This window comes from Sulfurovum sp. (assembly GCF_015493435.1).
In the GTDB taxonomy this organism is placed as follows: domain Bacteria; phylum Campylobacterota; class Campylobacteria; order Campylobacterales; family Sulfurovaceae; genus Sulfurovum.
On record NZ_WGDD01000058.1, the window covers coordinates 36701 to 49168 of the forward strand.

At 43.1% G+C, this 12468-nt stretch carries 14 protein-coding genes; 3 read left to right on the forward strand and 11 right to left on the reverse strand.

Annotation, left to right across the window (positions count from 1 at the left end):
* Window position 1: 1 nt before the first annotated feature.
* The 7 genes from uvrA to F8L24_RS10630 all read right to left on the reverse strand — a co-directional run bounded on the left by uvrA (window position 2) and on the right by F8L24_RS10630 (window position 7041).
* Entirely contained in the window at window positions 2–2806 is a 2805-nt protein-coding gene (gene uvrA, locus F8L24_RS10600) for an excinuclease ABC subunit UvrA (RefSeq protein ID WP_294955449.1), read from the reverse strand.
* A 106-nt stretch (window positions 2807–2912) separates the two neighbouring features.
* Entirely contained in the window at window positions 2913–3653 is a 741-nt protein-coding gene (locus tag F8L24_RS10605; RefSeq protein WP_294955419.1) for a sulfite exporter TauE/SafE family protein, read from the reverse strand.
* A gap of 56 nt (window positions 3654–3709) precedes the next feature.
* Window positions 3710–4126 carry a hypothetical protein gene (locus F8L24_RS10610; protein ID WP_294955420.1) on the reverse strand — a complete coding sequence of 139 codons (417 nt, stop codon included), beginning with the start codon at window positions 4124–4126 and terminating at the stop codon, window positions 3710–3712.
* 63 nt (window positions 4127–4189) lie between these two features.
* Window positions 4190–5146, reverse strand: a complete 957-nt coding sequence (locus tag F8L24_RS10615) for a tRNA-dihydrouridine synthase (protein ID WP_294955450.1) — start codon at window positions 5144–5146, stop codon at window positions 4190–4192.
* A gap of 18 nt (window positions 5147–5164) precedes the next feature.
* Window positions 5165–6199 carry a hypothetical protein gene (locus F8L24_RS10620; protein ID WP_294955421.1) on the reverse strand — a complete coding sequence of 345 codons (1035 nt, stop codon included), beginning with the start codon at window positions 6197–6199 and terminating at the stop codon, window positions 5165–5167.
* Between the two features lie 11 nt (window positions 6200–6210).
* Window positions 6211–6567, reverse strand: a complete 357-nt coding sequence (gene dksA / locus F8L24_RS10625) for an RNA polymerase-binding protein DksA (RefSeq protein WP_294955422.1) — start codon at window positions 6565–6567, stop codon at window positions 6211–6213.
* Between the two features lie 12 nt (window positions 6568–6579).
* A complete protein-coding gene (locus F8L24_RS10630; protein WP_294955423.1) occupies window positions 6580–7041 on the reverse strand; it encodes a 23S rRNA (pseudouridine(1915)-N(3))-methyltransferase RlmH in 462 nt (153 codons plus the stop codon).
* A gap of 141 nt (window positions 7042–7182) precedes the next feature.
* On the opposite strand from F8L24_RS10630, the gene F8L24_RS10635 reads away from it, so the two are divergent.
* Window positions 7183–7947: a hypothetical protein gene (locus tag F8L24_RS10635; protein WP_294955424.1), complete on the forward strand. Its 765-nt coding sequence runs from the start codon at window positions 7183–7185 to the stop codon at window positions 7945–7947.
* Here F8L24_RS10635 and F8L24_RS10640 read toward each other — a convergent pair.
* The 3 genes from F8L24_RS10640 to F8L24_RS10650 form a co-directional block, all read right to left on the reverse strand.
* Entirely contained in the window at window positions 7839–8501 is a 663-nt protein-coding gene (locus F8L24_RS10640) for a fumarylacetoacetate hydrolase family protein (RefSeq protein ID WP_294955425.1), read from the reverse strand. The two genes, F8L24_RS10635 and F8L24_RS10640, sit on opposite strands and share 109 nt — an antisense overlap.
* Window positions 8502–8595: 94 nt before the next feature.
* The gene (locus tag F8L24_RS10645) at window positions 8596–9045 is read right to left on the reverse strand and encodes a DsrE family protein (RefSeq protein ID WP_294955426.1); all 450 of its coding nucleotides are present in this window, start codon (window positions 9043–9045) and stop codon (window positions 8596–8598) included.
* 2 nt (window positions 9046–9047) lie between these two features.
* Window positions 9048–9578, reverse strand: coding sequence for a carboxymuconolactone decarboxylase family protein (locus F8L24_RS10650; protein WP_294955427.1), 531 nt, complete (start codon window positions 9576–9578; stop codon window positions 9048–9050).
* 120 nt (window positions 9579–9698) lie between these two features.
* Between F8L24_RS10650 and F8L24_RS10655 the strand changes: the two genes are divergently transcribed.
* Together F8L24_RS10655 and F8L24_RS10660 are read left to right on the forward strand one after the other, a co-directional pair.
* Window positions 9699–10382: a MerR family transcriptional regulator gene (locus tag F8L24_RS10655; protein WP_294955428.1), complete on the forward strand. Its 684-nt coding sequence runs from the start codon at window positions 9699–9701 to the stop codon at window positions 10380–10382.
* A 53-nt stretch (window positions 10383–10435) separates the two neighbouring features.
* A complete protein-coding gene (locus tag F8L24_RS10660) occupies window positions 10436–10768 on the forward strand; it encodes a hypothetical protein (protein WP_294955429.1) in 333 nt (110 codons plus the stop codon).
* Between the two features lie 173 nt (window positions 10769–10941).
* On the opposite strand, the gene dsbD is transcribed toward F8L24_RS10660, so the two are convergent.
* Window positions 10942–12333, reverse strand: coding sequence for a protein-disulfide reductase DsbD (dsbD, locus tag F8L24_RS10665; RefSeq protein ID WP_294955430.1), 1392 nt, complete (start codon window positions 12331–12333; stop codon window positions 10942–10944).
* Between the last annotated feature and the right edge of the window lie 135 nt (window positions 12334–12468).

The following is a 12468-nucleotide window of genomic DNA, read 5'->3' on the forward strand; positions in this document are numbered from 1 at the left end:
GTTAACCCAACTCTTTTGCCAGGTACTCACCGGTGTATGAACCTGTTTCTTTATGCTCTGCCGCCAATGCTTCCGGAGAACCGGTCGCAATGATCAATCCGCCTTTGTTCCCGCCTTCAGGACCCATATCGACAATATAGTCCGCATTTTTCACCATATCTAAGTTATGTTCGATCACTACAACTGAATTGCCCAGTTCCACCAGATGGTGCAGTACTCCTGTCAGTCTGTCCACATCGGCAAAATGCAGCCCTGTCGTAGGTTCATCGAGAATATAAAGTGTTTTTCCTGTATCTTTTCGGCTCAACTCCTTGCTCAGTTTGATACGCTGAGCCTCGCCCCCCGAAAGTGTTGTGGCATTCTGTCCCAAAGTAATATAGTCAAGTCCTACGGCTGTCAGTGTTTTAAGCTTCGAAGCGATGGCCGGAATGGCTTTGAAAAATTCCAGTGCCTCCCCTACACTCATGGCCAGTACATCCGCGATCGACTTTCCTTTGTAGAGGACTTCCAGTGTCTGGGCATTGTAGCGTGTTCCGTTGCAGGCATCACAGCTGACCAGTACATCGGGAAGAAAATGCATCTCAATCTTGATCTGGCCGTCCCCCTGGCACTTCTCACAGCGCCCACCTTTGACATTGAAAGAAAAACGTCCTACTTTGTAGCCGCGAAGCTCAGCCTCTTTAGTCTGGGCAAACAGTTTGCGTATCTCATCCATAATACCTGTATAGGTTGCAGGATTGGAACGCGGTGTACGCCCGATGGGACTCTGATCGAGGTAAATGACTTTATCGAGCGCTTCAAGCCCTGTGATCTCCACACCGTCAACCTTGTTGACCTTTTTGGCACGGTTCAGCAGTTCCCTTGCGACAGGCAGCAATGTCTGGAGAATAAGCGAGCTTTTGCCGCTGCCGCTTACACCGGTCACACAGACAAAGTTGTGCAGCGGTATCCGGGCATCAAGGTTTTCAATATTGTTAATGTTCACATTTTTGATCTCTATCCATTTTTTCTGCGGATTCTCATGCGGATAGGAGATCTCTTTTTTTCCAAAAAGATAATCGGCTGTCAGTGTTTTGGCTTTGGGAAGCTTTTTCGCATCACCGGAAAAAACGATCTCACCGCCGTATTCACCTGCCCCCGGACCGATGTCCACAATATAGTCAGCTGCAAGAATGGTTTCTTTGTCATGCTCTACCACGACAACCGAATTGCCTTTCTCCTTGAGAGAATTGAGTGTACGTATCAGCTTCATCGTGTCACGTTCATGCAGGCCGATACTGGGTTCATCAAGGACATACATCACTCCCGTCAGTCCGGAACCGATCTGAGAAGCAATACGGATACGCTGTGCTTCTCCGCCGGAGATACTCCGGGCATCCCGGCTGAGCGTAATGTACCCAAGTCCGACATCATAAAGGAAATAGAGCCGTTCATAGAGCTCCTTGAGAATGGACTCGGCGATCAACTTCTGCTGTGCTGTCAGGTATGCAAAGTTCTTTTTATCCGCAAAATAGGCATAAGACTCTTCAATGGGCATGTCGATAATATCGGCGATATTCCTGTCTTCGAGCTTGACTGCCAGGGAACGCGGGCGCAGCCGGTGTCCATGGCATTTATCACACACCTTTTCCGTCATATATTCGGAAAGATCCTTTTCATCCTTGAACATATCATGTGCAAACTTGACCACGCCGGGCCATTCACGTTTGAGCTTGTGACGTTTCCATGTAAAGTCCACCACCCCTCCATTGCCGTAAAGGATCGCTTTTTGTTCATGGCTTGCAAGCTCACCGTAAGGCTTCTTTATATCGATACCGTTTTGTTCGCAAAAGGCATTGAGAAATTTGGTGTAGTAGCTTTTGTTGAACCCGTACATGATCTTTACGGCACCCTTGTCGATGGAGAGTTCAGGGTCGATCACTTTTTTGAGATCGATGGCATAGCGGATTCCCAGACCGTCACAGGCGGGGCAGGCCCCTTTGGGCGAATTGAAAGAAAAGCTGACCGGTTCAAGCGGTTCAAAACTGAGTTTGCAGTCGAAACAGGCCAAATGTTCCGAATAATGGATATGCTGCCTGTCAAGCCCCAATTCCTCGTAATTGAGTACTTCTATTTCCATTTCACCGTAACTCTCTTTAAGAGCCTTTTCCACATCCTGTCCTATACGGTCACGATTCTCTTCTTTGATGACCACCCTGTCTATCACGACTTTGATGGTATGCATTTTGGTTTTGGAGAGTTCTATCTCGTCATCAAGACGTACCATGACGCCGTCTATCATGGCACGGATGTAGCCTTTATGCCGCAAAGATTCAAGCATATCGGCAAAAGTACCTTTTTTCTCTTTGACCAGCGGTGCCATAATGACCAGTTTGGCTCCTTCCGGAAGCTTCAGTACTTCTTCAATGATATCACTGGCAGACATGGAGGAGATAGGCTTGCCGCACTGGTGGCAGTGCTGTACACCGACCCGTGCGAAGAGTAGACGCAGATAGTCATAAATCTCTGTGATTGTTCCTACCGTTGAACGCGGATTCTTTGACGTAGTCTTCTGGTCAATCGCAATGGCGGGCGTGAGACCTTCTATCTTGTCCACTTCCGGTTTGCCTACGCGGCCGAGGAACTGTCTGGCATAGGAAGAAAGCGACTCGATGTAGCGTCTCTGACCTTCCGCATAAAGTGTTGAGAAGGCTAGTGTCGATTTACCCGAACCGGAAATACCGGTAATCACCACTAACTTGTTTTTAGGGATGCTTATATCTATATTTTTTAAATTGTTTTCTTTCGCCCCGTAAACGTGTATCATGTCTTTTTGTTTTTTCAATTATCTTTCCTGTACTACCTGTGCCATTTGAAACAGCGTAAAAATTAATCTGGAATTATAGCATAATTACCGGGTAGAGAGCATTGCATCAAAACCACATCTTCCTGACCAGCATTCCCAGAGCGAAGAGATAAAGTACGATCAATGCCATTTTATGATGGGTTGATTTAACATGGTCTTTGAGCCAGATACCGAAAGTAACACCGACCAGCGATGCCACTGCAACGATCAGACCGCTGTGAAAATCAATATTCCCGGAGATCAGTCTGCCTATCAGGCCTGAAACTGATGAGAATACCACAAAGAAAAGTCCTGCACTTACCGCTTTTTTTATGGGGTAGTGCAGCATTCCCACCAGTACCGGTGTAAGAATGATGGAGCCTCCGACACCAAGCGTGATCGAAAATATCCCTATGGTCAGACCCAGGGCAAAAAGCAGTCTTTTATCGAGGGTTTTCGTATGGGTATCATCGATATGGTTCGGAGAAAAGAAGAGTCGTAGAAGGGCATAGACAAGCAGTCCCAAAAACAGAAAGTGCAGTACACTGTCAGGGATAAGATGTGTTATTTTCGCCCCGATAAATCCGCCGACAAATCCGCCGATACCGACGAAAATACCCTCCCCGAGGACCAGTGAACCTTTTTTAAAATTCAGAAAGGAACCGAAGATCGACGAAAAAACCATCTGTACAATGGAAATACCGATGGCATCTTTGATCTCAAAACCGAGCACAAGCAGCATCGGTACAAGCATCATACCGCCGCCGATCCCAAAGAAACCGGCCAGCGACCCGATCAAAATACCGACAAATGAAAGTTCAACAACCATCTTTTACTCCAAAAACTAAGAAGGAATTATAGCATAAAAGAAACATTAAACCCGGATCAGATATACATAAACTGCGACAGAAAAATAATAGTGATCACAAAAGCAAAAGGGAGGACATGGCTTTTAAAGACAAAAGGCTGGATCTTGAAATAAACCTGGAGTCCGCCTCTGAGCCCCAGCCAGATACCCAGAAACGCTTTAATGCCCAGAAGTGTCTGAAAACGTGTCAGTCCGTCCGGGCCTATGGGGCCGTAAACCTGCGAAATAAGATAAAGCCCGGTTACCACAGCAACAATAAGACTCGGCGGCACCACTTTGCGTACATATTTCATGAAAGATTCACGGATAACTTTATGTTCTTCTTCACTGAATGAACGCTTGATCTTGGCCAAAAAGAGATTGTCCGTAATAAGAAAACCGCCGTAAATGAATGCGGCGAAAACATGAATGGTTTTAATGAGGATGAATGTCATAGGATACTGCCTTTAAAAATGTATGATTATAGTCTGTCTCTGTGCCGTTTGCTTTGATGCAGGTCAACATTCATACAAAAACGTTTGCGAAAAGAATGCTTCTGTCACTTCTCTCATCTCTTTCGGATCTTCGATACGGTTGACCGTATCTCTGAAAAGAGATGCTCCCTTGTAGCCGGCTTTAGAATAGGAATGCAGGTTTTTTCTGAAAATGACGGCACCGTATTTGTCATAATACCGGATCATCTGGTCAAAATGCTCCAGAACAACTTCTTTGATAAGTGCAGATGACGGCTGAGCCATCCCCTCTTTGATCTGTTTGAATATCCAGGGCTTCGCCACGGCAGCACGGCCTATCATGATACCGTCGGCACCGGTATAGTCAAGTACCCATTTGGCTTTTTCCGCTGAAGTGATGTCACCGTTGGCTATGACAGGAATGGAAACTGCTTCTTTGACCTCTCTGATGGCATCATAGTCAACCGCAGCCTTGTATCGTCCGGCTCTTGTACGTCCGTGCACCGCAATATAGTCTACACCGCTCGCCTCGGCAATTTTCGCGATCTCAATATGTTTCTTTTCATTGAAACCCAGACGCATTTTCATCGAAGTATAGGGTTTGTTGGAATATTTTTTGATCGTTTCGATGACCCTTCCCATTTGAGGAAGATCGGTCAGAAGAGAGCTGCCCTGAAGATTGTTTACCACTTTTGGAGCGGGACATCCGCAGTTCAGGTCGATAACGCTCACACCCTCCTGTGCATTGATGATCTCTACGGCACCTCTGATCACGTTCAGGTCAGAACCTGCTATCTGGATGGAATACGGATCTTCCAGGGGACTTTTCTCCAGCATCTTGTATGTTTTTTTACTGTGATGTACCAACGCGTTTGAGCTGATCATTTCACTGACAGTAAGGTCAACACCGAATTTTTTGACAACAGAACGAAAGGGAAGGTCTGTAAAGCCCGCGAGAGGGGCCAAGGCATACAAAGGATCTGAAAAATCTAACGCAGCCATTTTGGAAAAGATCAAATACTATTTGCTGCAAATAGTATTGATATTGATGATATCTTCAAGTTTAAATTTCTTTTGGCTTTTTTTCAGCTCGTAGAATGCTCTGAACTTGAGGAATTCATGCTCTTCATGTTCATCAAGATATGCACTGACCTCATCGAGAAGCTCATAGTCAAAAAGCAGATACAAGTAGGCTTCCTGTGCTTTGGGGTATTTGTTCTGGTATTCTTTAAAGAGCGCAAGATTCTGGTTTGGTGTAAATACCTTTTTCGTTACATTGACGATCTTTACAAAATCTGAACAGTTCAATTTTATCGCGGAGACAAAATCATTCAGTACTTCCGCACTGAGGCCCATATCTTCTTCATGTGCCACTCGTGCAAGCATGACATGCAGACTCTCTGCATCAAATATTTTGGCATATTTGCGTGCTTTGAAGAATGTTTCATTGCGTGCAAAAATATCGAGTGCGTGTTTTTGCACCTGCTTGGAATACTGGGATGATGACTTCATGACTTCTTCTACAAACTCAGGGTCATGATGCAGACGGTTCACACGGTTCCTTATCAGATGCGGGTTCCCATCGCTGAACACTTTGGACATTTTGTGCTCTTTGAGATCAACATACTCTCCGCCTTTGATTTTGTTAATGAGATTCAGAACTTTTGAAAGTCTTGTATTCAGTCCTTCCACCGCATCGAGAACATGCAGAGAAGACTTGCCCAAAAGAACCGCTGAGCCTCTGATCTCTTCTATGGTATATTTCTGTTCTTTGGGTTCATTGACCAGTGACCAGTACAAGGCATCTTCAAGTGTTGCTGCATCATTCTGCCACTTCTTCAGTTTAAAATAGCTTTTTAAAGAATAGAAAACCATATGGAGTGCTGTAAACAGCAGTAAAACAGCCATAGGCAGAACGATCCAAACGGCAACTGGGAAATTAAAATTGATTCCCATAAACTCTACAAGATAGTTGTTGGGATTTACTGTGTATGTCAATGCGGCAGTAATACCCATCAGGGTCAATGCTGCGAAGATATATAGCCCAAGTCTCATATTTTATCCTTTTATTGTTGTTCTTTTTCGTTGATCTCCCGGCATGTAATACAAAAACGTGCAAAATTCTTTACTTCCAGGCGTGCTTTGCCTATCGGCTCTTCACACATTTCACAAATACCGTAAGTTCCGTTTTTTATTTTATCCAAAGCAAGGTCAATTTCTGCTAATTCTTTGCGCTGTTGCTCCAAAATTGCACTATCAACTACCGTTTCGGCAGAAGCTGCGGCATAATCACCCTCGTCATTGAGGTCAAGATCCCGCATTCCTTTCAGTTCCAATGCCGTCCCCGCAAGGTTCTTCTCAATCTGTACTCTTCTGTCCAGTAACTTGTTTTCGAAACGTTTCAACTCGTCTTGTGTTAACATATGTACTTCTTCCTATTTATGATATGGGTGATTGTTATTGATCGTCAAACCTCTGAAGATCTGTTCAAGCAAAACAACTTTCACCAGTTTATGTGAAAGCGTTATTTTACCAAATGATACGGCGTTATTACATTTGCTTAAAAAATCCCTCTCGAAGCCGTATGCACCGCCAATGTAGAAGTTCACCGTTGCGCTATCCTTAAGCAGATTTGCGAATTCGAAACTGTCAAACTCTTTTGAAGCGGGATCCAGAGCGATATTTGTACCCGATCCCAAATATTTTTCCAGAGCCCTGCTGTAGGATTTTTGTGCTGCCTGGGGAGAAATATCCTGTGCCTTGGAGATTTCTTTGTCAAAAAGCGCTATGACTTCCACTTTGGCAAAAGGTTTGGTGATCTTTTTATAATGTTCTATCAAAGGAGCATAAAGCTGGTCTTTCCCCTTTTTATCAATAATGATAACATTTATTTTCATCGTGCTGTTCCCAAAAAATTTTGTAATTGTAGCAGTTTTTCACTACAATATTACCGCACTAACTAAACACTTAAACAAAAACTATGGAGTGAACATGATACATGAAGCAGGCAAAGGGAACATAAACAAGCGGTGCGCAGAGTGAAAGACACGATACAGCTTGGCATCCATCACCTTCCCTATCATGCGGTTTGCGACCAGACCCTGCTCCGGCAAAAGATTTATCCCGACATGTATAAAAACTACTACTGGAGCGATGATTTTTCTGCAAAATATTACATCGCACAGGCAAAAGCGGGATTCATTGCCGTAACGGACTTTTTTGAAGAAAAAGAACTCCTGCTGCCGGAGATACAGTTCTCCTATGCGCTGCTTGATTTTAAAGACTTGCATATCAGTAAAAAAGTACAGAAACTGTTCAGACAGAAACCCCTGAAACTCCACATAAGCCAAAATCCTGACGCAGTCGTTCAAGCCATTTCAAAGATACACAAGAACAACTGGCTGAGTCCGCGCTATTTCCGGATGCTTAAACAGACCCGGGGTGCAGATGACAATTTTCAGCTTATTTCAGCCTATATTGAAGAAGAGGGAAAACTGGTCGCCGGAGAAACAGGCTATATCATTGGCAAAACCTATACCAGTCTCAGCGGCTGCAGCCGCAGAGAAAAACGCTACAACCATTACGGTACTGCCCAGCTCGTACTCCTGGGACAGTATCTGCAAAGAAAAGGGTTTGCCTTCTGGAATCTCGGACAGCCCTACATGGACTACAAGCTTGCACTGGGTGCAAAGATCTATGAACGCTCCTCTTTTCTAGAACGCTGGTTTGAAGCAACAAAAGGTCCCTCTTCCTGTACGATCCATGAGGCCTCGACAAGCAGCTTTGTACCGGAAAAGACTTGACCTACAAAACGGTCTCCCCTATCGTATGTCGCTACTCCCTTGGGCGTACCGCTCATGATAATGTCATTGTCTTCAAGTGTCATAAATGTCTGTATTTCCTCCAGCATGGCAGCAGGTTTGTACATCATAAGGTCATAGCCGGCATACTGCACCAGTCTATCATTGCGGTAGAGTTTCATATGTAGACTTTCCACTGTTCCGCCAAAGACAGCAAATCGGCTCAGTACAGCCGAGTGGTCAAATGCTTTGGCACGTTCCCACGGAAGTCCCTTTTGTTTAAGTCTGTTCTGAATATCGGCATGGGTCAGATCGAGTCCGAAACCGACACCTGCGATCCTGCCGCTGCGTATCAGAAAACAAATCTCTCCTTCAAAGCGGCACTTTTCGCTAAAGTAGTAAAGTGTGTCGCTGATAGCGGAATTGGGCTTGTTAAACACTACCATATTTTCAGGGATCTCATTGCCAAGCTCTTCGATATGTTCTACATAGTTACGCCCTATACAGACCACTTTTGACACTGCAACTCTCTTCTCGCCAAACTGTACAGTTTTCATTTTGTCCCTATTTCTTCTCAAATGATTTTTATTATGATACCCACAAAAGCAGCAACAGCATTAATATGGTCATCACATTCATGATACTGCAAAATTATTTAAAAGTCATAATGGCATAGCCTTCATTTTGATATTTGATTGTATCAAGAAAACTATTTTTAGATATTTGAACAAAGGGCAATACTTCACTTTTCTCAATGGCATTGGAAGCTAAAGACATGGCACAAACAATAATTTCTACATTTTTTCTTTTGGATAAGGCAATAAGATACTTTTGGGCTTTTTTTATATTTTGAACATCTTCATCCGGGACAATCATTTTATAATTTTTTGAAACCATAGAAACACAACCGCCATGAAGTGTCAGTACCACACTACTTGTATCATTGTTTTCCTGCATCATATTCATTGTCTTTTTTACAAGCCACATTCTGCTCTTTATATATCTTGCTTCGTTAGAACTACAGTCATAAATAACTTTATATTCTTTGGCCTGCAGTGCAGTAATCAATAAAACAAAGATAAGTAATATAAAGCTTTTCATCGCTATTCTCCCAGCCCGAATACATTAGAGAGTGTATTGATATAATTAAAATACCCTGTAATGGAAACAGCTTCAATAATTTGTATATCGCTCCAGCCCATCTCTTTAAGCGTATCTATCTCCTCTTTTAAAATCTTAAAATTTTCTTTTCCTGATGCTTTTATACAAAAATTCAAAAGAGCTTTTTCGCTGTTATCACTATTGATAGCATCCACACCCTGAAGAATTTCTGCTATTCTTTCATCACTTAAACCCAGCATCTTTGCAATACTTTTGTGGACATCTACACACATTTTACAACCATTCTCTTTTGAAATAAGCAATGCAATAGCCTCTTTTATATTATACGAAAGTGTCGTCTCATCAAGGAGATACTTTTGAATCATTACATCCGTTGCAAAATAAACTTTTTCATCTATGGCCAGGAGTTTAAAGATTTCTCCCAGTTTTCCTGTTTTTTCCAAAATAGGTCTCGCTTTGTCTTGAATTGCAGGAGTCATATCCTCAAATTCCGGTAATTTTATATGTGCCATTTTTCTTTTCCTTTGTGTTAATTAAATTTTATTTTTCACCATCTTCCAATAATGTTAAGTTAAACTTTACGATTTTAATTATATGCTATAATTCTTATATGAACATTAAGAGGATTGCAAATGGAATATAAAATATCAGAATTGGTGAAAAAAACAAAAATACCCAAATCGACCATACTTTACTATATAAGAGAAGGACTTCTACCTGAAGCCAAAAAATTAAAATCAAATGTACATCGCTACAGTGATGAACATGTGGAATTGCTAGGGTACATAGAATATATGAAAAAACATTTTGGCAGTACCAACGAACAGCTCCGACAGATACTTCAAAACAGGAATCAGTCCTTCTCTTCCTCTTCCTCGATGATCACTCCTTTGATGAATACACTTTGCGATATACCTGCTGATGCAAAACATTACACAAAAGACGAGTTTATAGACGCTTACAAAGTAGATGAGGTATTATTGGACCAGCTGCTTAAAGACGAGATACTCTCTCCCATTCATGCAGATGACTTTACGGACAAAGAAGCTTCCATACTCAAACTAATAGATTATTTTACAGCCGTCGGTATAGAATATGAAATACTGAAACTCTATGTTTTTCATGCGAAAGCACTCAGCCTTTTAGAACAGAGAATGCAGGTACAACTCTGTGGCATAAGAAATGAAGAAAATTTCCCTACATTATGGAAGATTGTCTTTGAAACACTTTTCTATGCCAAACCGTATATTTTTAACAGACAGACTTACAAAGCATTTTTTTCTACGTTGGAAAATGAGATTTTAAAAGAGTCGTAAGTTAATCTTGATACCATAACGTTAAGTATAACTTAACATAAGGACAAATAAATATGAAAAAAAGATTTAGTATCATCATTATGACAACCATAACAGGATTCATGCTACCAACACTTGCAATAGGTAATGACAAACTGGGTCATAGAATTTACAAAAAGAAATTGCAGAAAAAATGTGGTTTTTATGGTTCAGTATTTTCACGAAAGCATACGCAGGCCGAGTGGGAAAAGATAAAAGAACAGGGGAAATTTCAAGAGGAAACCTTGAAAATATGCCCTAAATTCGATAAAACCAAACTAAGTGAAAAACAGTGGAACGACTTGTATGATTTTACCTACCGTTATGGCAAAGGAGGAGAGATTCCTGGTGGCTGCAATGATAAATAGTTTTAAACCTTCTACATACTTGTGTTAATTTTTCGGATATTTTACACTTTAAAGAGGGCTCTGTGTCCAGGCTGAGTCTGCATAAAGAAGATACGGCCGCAAGGGTCAAAGGTGTACTGAAACTTTAGGGAAAATTTTCTCCCGGAGAAATGCCTGTCCCCGGTTTATTCTACTCATCCTGCCATGAGGTCAAGAGTATCGAAAAACTCTTCCGGTCCCTGATAGCCGTAAAAGTTCTCCTCCTCCATTTCTTTGCCGCTTTGATCAAAGAAAACAAAAGAAGGCGTGCCGAAGACATTGAACTTTTTCTTGATCTCCATGCTTGCTTTGTTGGAGTGGTCGGTAATGTTCACTCTGACCGCTACAAAATGTTCTGCCAGTATTTTTCTGACTTTGACATCTTTCAGCGTGGTAGCCTTGAGCTTTTTGCATACACCGCAGGTATCGCTGTAAAAATAAGCTATGAAAAATTTGTCATTGCGGATAGCTTCCTGACGCTTTTTTTCAAATGCTTCCATATTGCGCACCAGTTCAAAAGGAAACTGTGATGCAGCAGTCTGTGTATTTCTCTCTCCCGAAGAGACAATCACCGGTATGTCACTTTTAAGAGGCTGGTAAAGGTCGTCTCCGCCCCTTGCAGCACCGACGATCAGAATGGTACCCACAAGCAGAAAAAGCACCCCGACCGCCTTGCCAAGCACGGTCCATCCTGATGCCGCTTCCGGAAGTGCTTCGAGCGCACGCATATAGACACCGAGTATCAGAATGAAAACACCCCATAACAGCAGTTCACTGACCAGTCCGAGTTCGTTGAAAAGGTAGATGGCAACAGCCAGAAGCAACACACCGAAGAAATGTTTCACCTGTTCCATCCAGCCTCCGGCTTTGGGAATGAGCTGCCCTGCTCCAAGCCCAACAATGATGAGCGGTACACCCATCCCCAGGGCAAGGGAGAACATGGTTACAGCACCCAGTACCGCATCATGTGTTGCAATGGCCACACTCAGGAAAGAGATGAGTACGGGAGAAACACAGGCACCGAGAATAAGAGCAGATATCATCCCCAGCAGAAAGACCATGACGATGGAACCGCCTTTGATCTGCTGTGATTCGGCATTGAGCTTCGACTGGATAAAAGAAGGGAGCTGTATGGTATAGACCCCGAACATGGAGAGCGCCATCAGCACAAAAATAAGACTGAAAGCACTGATAGCCCAGACATTTTGAAAATAGGCCTGCAGCTGTTCGCCTGTTGCACCTGCCAGCGCTCCCATCAGTGCATACGTGGCTGCTGTACCCATGACATAGGAAAAAGAGAGCCAAAAGGCTTTCATTTTCGTCAGCCCTTCCCCCTGGCCTGCCACAATACTTGAAACAATGGGAACCATGGGCAGTACACACGGCGTGAAGGTCAGCAGCACTCCGGCACCGAACGTTGCCCCTATGAGGGCCCAGGTACTCTGCCCGGAAAGAGGTACAGTCTCACTCCCTGCACCAAACGCCACAGAGGCAAAAAGCAGTAAGAGAATTCCTATCGGAAAAAGAATCCTTGTTTTCAGTTTCATTGTTTGCTCCTTGAAACACTAGTTTGGGCAGTGTAGCGTTTTTTTATGCACGCATTGTGCAGTCAAGGGAATTTTTAGAAAAAAAGTATCAGAAGAGTGCCAGAAGAACGGGACCCCCCCCTGTTCTCATTGAGA

What these genes read in the sequence shown, in the direction of transcription:
- dksA (WP_294955422.1), bottom strand. Translation starts at nt 6,567, where the DNA reads ATGTTAACACAAGACGAGTTGAAACGTTTCGAAAACAAGTTACTGGAC.
- F8L24_RS10640 (WP_294955425.1), bottom strand. Translation starts at nt 8,501, where the DNA reads ATGAAAACTGTACAGTTTGGCGAGAAGAGAGTTGCAGTGTCAAAAGTG.
- F8L24_RS10605 (WP_294955419.1), bottom strand. Translation starts at nt 3,653, where the DNA reads ATGGTTGTTGAACTTTCATTTGTCGGTATTTTGATCGGGTCGCTGGCC.
- F8L24_RS10645 (WP_294955426.1), bottom strand. Translation starts at nt 9,045, where the DNA reads ATGAAAAGCTTTATATTACTTATCTTTGTTTTATTGATTACTGCACTG.
- F8L24_RS10615 (WP_294955450.1), bottom strand. Translation starts at nt 5,146, where the DNA reads ATGGCTGCGTTAGATTTTTCAGATCCTTTGTATGCCTTGGCCCCTCTC.
- F8L24_RS10655 (WP_294955428.1), top strand. Translation starts at nt 9,699, where the DNA reads ATGGAATATAAAATATCAGAATTGGTGAAAAAAACAAAAATACCCAAA.
- F8L24_RS10630 (WP_294955423.1), bottom strand. Translation starts at nt 7,041, where the DNA reads ATGAAAATAAATGTTATCATTATTGATAAAAAGGGGAAAGACCAGCTT.
- F8L24_RS10650 (WP_294955427.1), bottom strand. Translation starts at nt 9,578, where the DNA reads ATGGCACATATAAAATTACCGGAATTTGAGGATATGACTCCTGCAATT.
- F8L24_RS10660 (WP_294955429.1), top strand. Translation starts at nt 10,436, where the DNA reads ATGAAAAAAAGATTTAGTATCATCATTATGACAACCATAACAGGATTC.
- F8L24_RS10620 (WP_294955421.1), bottom strand. Translation starts at nt 6,199, where the DNA reads ATGAGACTTGGGCTATATATCTTCGCAGCATTGACCCTGATGGGTATT.
- uvrA (WP_294955449.1), bottom strand. Translation starts at nt 2,806, where the DNA reads ATGATACACGTTTACGGGGCGAAAGAAAACAATTTAAAAAATATAGAT.
- dsbD (WP_294955430.1), bottom strand. Translation starts at nt 12,333, where the DNA reads ATGAAACTGAAAACAAGGATTCTTTTTCCGATAGGAATTCTCTTACTG.
- F8L24_RS10610 (WP_294955420.1), bottom strand. Translation starts at nt 4,126, where the DNA reads ATGACATTCATCCTCATTAAAACCATTCATGTTTTCGCCGCATTCATT.